Origin of the sequence: Chitinivorax sp. B (genome assembly GCF_005503445.1) — a bacterium.
In the GTDB taxonomy this organism is placed as follows: Bacteria; Pseudomonadota; Gammaproteobacteria; order Burkholderiales; family SCOH01; genus Chitinivorax.
Window position 1 is genome coordinate 1 of the sequence record NZ_SCOH01000111.1, and the last position, 3,346, is coordinate 3,346.

General features: G+C 57.1%; 5 protein-coding genes and 1 pseudogene. 1 reads left to right on the forward strand and 5 read right to left on the reverse strand.

Features of this window, described 5'->3' with window-relative positions:
- Window positions 1-572 (reverse strand): CHC2 zinc finger domain-containing protein (locus FFS57_RS24450; RefSeq protein ID WP_249384161.1); only part of this gene is annotated, 572 nt, incomplete at its 3' end.
- A gap of 101 nt (window positions 573-673) precedes the next feature.
- On the opposite strand from FFS57_RS24450, the gene FFS57_RS24455 reads away from it, so the two are divergent.
- Complete coding sequence (locus FFS57_RS24455) at window positions 674-1,126, forward strand: helix-turn-helix domain-containing protein (protein WP_249384162.1); 453 nt, start codon at window positions 674-676, stop codon at window positions 1,124-1,126.
- 708 nt (window positions 1,127-1,834) lie between these two features.
- Here FFS57_RS24455 and FFS57_RS24460 read toward each other — a convergent pair.
- From FFS57_RS24460 to FFS57_RS26345, 4 genes and pseudogenes are all read right to left on the reverse strand, one after another.
- Window positions 1,835-2,386, reverse strand: a complete 552-nt coding sequence (locus FFS57_RS24460; RefSeq protein WP_171014202.1) for a hypothetical protein — start codon at window positions 2,384-2,386, stop codon at window positions 1,835-1,837.
- Window positions 2,331-2,714 carry a hypothetical protein gene (locus FFS57_RS24465; RefSeq protein ID WP_137940439.1) on the reverse strand — a complete coding sequence of 128 codons (384 nt, stop codon included), beginning with the start codon at window positions 2,712-2,714 and terminating at the stop codon, window positions 2,331-2,333. Before FFS57_RS24465 ends, FFS57_RS24460 begins: the two co-directional genes overlap by 56 nt.
- A 181-nt stretch (window positions 2,715-2,895) precedes the next feature.
- Window positions 2,896-3,237 carry a helix-turn-helix domain-containing protein gene (locus tag FFS57_RS24470; RefSeq protein WP_137940440.1) on the reverse strand — a complete coding sequence of 114 codons (342 nt, stop codon included), beginning with the start codon at window positions 3,235-3,237 and terminating at the stop codon, window positions 2,896-2,898.
- 4 nt (window positions 3,238-3,241) lie between these two features.
- Window positions 3,242-3,346, reverse strand: a pseudogene (locus tag FFS57_RS26345) (type II toxin-antitoxin system RelE/ParE family toxin); the annotation flags it as partial.

Consider the following 3,346-nt stretch of genomic DNA (forward strand, 5'->3'; position numbering starts at 1 on the left):
ACCGCCTGCAATTGATTGCGAATCTCCGCACCGGCCTTCACCTGCTTGGCCGGCAGGCTGTAACCCAGGGTGCGGTTGGCGTAGCCGAGCTGGAAGCGGGCGATCAGTTCGGGGTGATCCAGCCCGCGCGCCTTGAGGTAGGCCAAGGCTTCCGGGCTTTGCTTGAGGGTGTCGTGGTAGTAGGTCAGGACGCGGCGCAGCAACACTTGACGTTCAGCCTCGGGCAACTCGCCTGCGGCGGGCTGGGCAACTAAAGGGGAAGTCGGCAGCAGCGGTGCCGGCACGGTCACACCCAGCTCAGCCCGCAGCCTCTCCACCGCGTGGCGGAAACTCACCTTGTCGTGCTGCATCACCCAGTCAATCGGCCCACCGGCCGCACCGCAGCCAAAGCAGTGGAACAGGTTCTTGTTCGGGGTGACGATCAGGCTGGGCGTGCTGTCTGCATGGAAGGGGCAGCGGCAAGCGTAGTCCTTACCCTGCTTGGTCAGCACGATGCCGGCCGACTCGATCAGGCGTACGAGCGAGACGTCGGCCTTGAGTCGTTCGATTTCTGCGTCTGGGATGCGCGCCATAGACGACTTCCTTCCTGTGTCGGATATACATCCAATTGCTAAACATTCTACGGTACGGCACACTATACACACGATGTATATTCGTCAAGCAGGAGGATTCCATGCACCTCTCACCATTCGTAGACTCGTCCCATCACTTTGGGACGACCTCGATGGGCAAGCGTATTCAATCTGCCGAGCAAGCCAGTTCAGCCAGCGATTTCGGTGAGCGTTTGGCTGCTTTACGCAAGGCGGCGGGATTCACACAGGTTGAGCTGGCTGCCGAGCTGGGTATCTCTCAGCGCATGGTGGCCTACTACGAGAGTCCGCAGGCCGCGCCACCCGCCAATCTGTTGCCAAGCATCGCCACGGTGCTGGGGGTCTCTATCGACGAACTCTTCGGCCGCAGTGCCAAGCGCCGCCTGGTCAAGCAGGATGGCGATAGCCGACTACGCCGTCGGCTGCTGGCGATTGAGAAGCTGGAACCCGCTGAGAAGCGTCAGGTACTGCAATTGCTGGATGCGTTTATCGAGCGCGGGCAACTGAAGCGCCAAGCCGAAGAGAGCAACGCATAGGGTCACGTCGGCCCTTGCCTCAACCACACAAGCGGCAGCTAAAACAGCAGCCCCCTGAACCCCACGCACTGCCTGGGGTTGAGGGGGCTTTTTTGCGGCTATCTACCTAATCAGCCAAGCAGTTCAACCCGCAGGCAGTACACCCGCCGGAATACGCCGCAAAGCCTTGTACCGCCTGGCTTGGCGGGCGGTTTTACGGGGGTAGCGTAATACCGGTAACGCGGATGCGGAATAACGCTGGAAGCCAGCAGTGGCGCGGGTTGGCGGGGCAACCGGGAGGTTGCGTGGTGTGTGACAGTAATGAAGGGGCGCGGGTCTCCCGCACAATCCGGCCAAAGCCTTGATCCAGCAGGGGTTTGAGCAAGTGGCGGGATTTTACGCGGGCGACTGTCCCATAGGACGACGTAGGACGGGCATAGAACGCATATAGGACGGATATAGAACGCACCTAGGGAAGCTCTGAACGAATCGAGTTTTCAACCGCCGCAGCGGGCCCCGGGGAACCCGGTGCTTGGAGGGTAGTGGGTAAGTCATTGATCCTTTGTTGTTTTAGCCCACCCCCTCTGCCCCCGCTGCTGCGGGGGAACCGCGCTTTTCGCGCGTTGGGTGATTCGTTCAGAGGTTCCCTAGAACGGACTACGAACAGAGATAGAACAGCATGGGCGGTAAAAAGCCGCCTCCGAATCAACGGGGCGGCTTCTTTTCACATTAGCGGCTCATGCTCCAGTTGTGAACCGAAATGCCAGAAATAAGTTGATCTGGCGCCTCTTCCAAGGGCAACTCCTCCGCATAGAAGGCTACACCGATTACAGCACTTTCCTCAGTCGGGTAGTGCATTTCGTCGCCCTCGTCATACTCCAATGGATAATGCTGCTGAGCCATTGAAAGCGGGCTTCCAACCTTAACATCCCCCCAAAGAGCTCCAGCGTACTCATTGGAAATAAATATATTAAACAGCACACCCTCAGCACTGAAATTCAACTCGATCATTCCATTGCCAAAGTACAGCACTTCTTCGCCATTTTCGCGTACATAAGCAAGCCAGCCCGACTCCGAGCGAATGGCTTCATAAAGCGGAATCCCGCTGCTTGTTTGCCATTCGCTCAGGCTACAAATGCTTGACTTGACCTCGTTGATAGAGGCTCCCAGATCAAATCCCGCAGCACTTTTTCCAGGAACAATCTCTGCACAGTCATTAACCATCTCAATCAACCTTAATCCATTTTCCGTTTTGATAGACGATGCGCTGTCCTTGCGCATCAAAGAAGGTTGAGCCTTGCTTTATCGTCCTCGGATTGTAATTGCTTGGGTCAATTACCTTAATCTCGGAGCGATCACGCATGATGAACTTGTAATAGGCACCTTCATGAACTCCGCCACCAGGATGCATTTGAACTGAGGCAATATTCGGGTGCCCTTCCAGGTCAAAGAACTGTGCTTTACCAGAAGTGCCAGCCTTGGGTGGGCGCATGGCACCATCGAATCCGCGCAACCTGTAGTGAGTTAGCAAATCCCTGCCGCTAAGCCCCCAAATATTGTCTGGCTTGGAAAGGTCAATATATTTGGGTATGCCCGCTTGCTCGGCCAAGTTCCACTTCAATAGCTCAGGATTGCCACCATAACGTCCACTGTTTGGAACATCACAGCACGCCGATGCACCTTGTCGTACCGATGCGCTCCAAACCCAGTCACCACGCGCCTTACAGCACGTTCATACCCCGCATTTCCGCCAGTTTATCTGAGATACCCCCTGACGCGGGTTTTGGTCGTCAGGCCAATACCACGTGGGTATGGCCCAAGCTGCGTCGGCTGGCTTTCTTCACCACGATTTCTACGTCGCGGCCCAGTCGGTTCAGGCATTCCATCATCTTGGCCTGGCTGATGCCCCGAAACTTGCCGCGCAGCATTTCGGAGAGCTTGGGCTGGGGCATGCCCAGCAGCTCGGCCGCCCGTTGCTGGGTCAGGTGCCGGCTCTTGATGATCTGGGCGATCTGGTGCGCCAGTTCGGCCTTCACCAGCATTTCGTCGGCATCGGGCCGGCCCAGGTCGGCATAAGGGTTGTCGCTGCCTTGTTCGATGGCGATGTCGTCGATGATCTCTACGGGGTTCATATCCTTACTCCTTTTCACGGGCGGCTACCGCTTTCAAGCGGGCCTCGATCAAGTCCATGTCGGGCTTGGGCGTGGCGATGCCGCTGGTCGATTTCTTCTGGAAGCAATG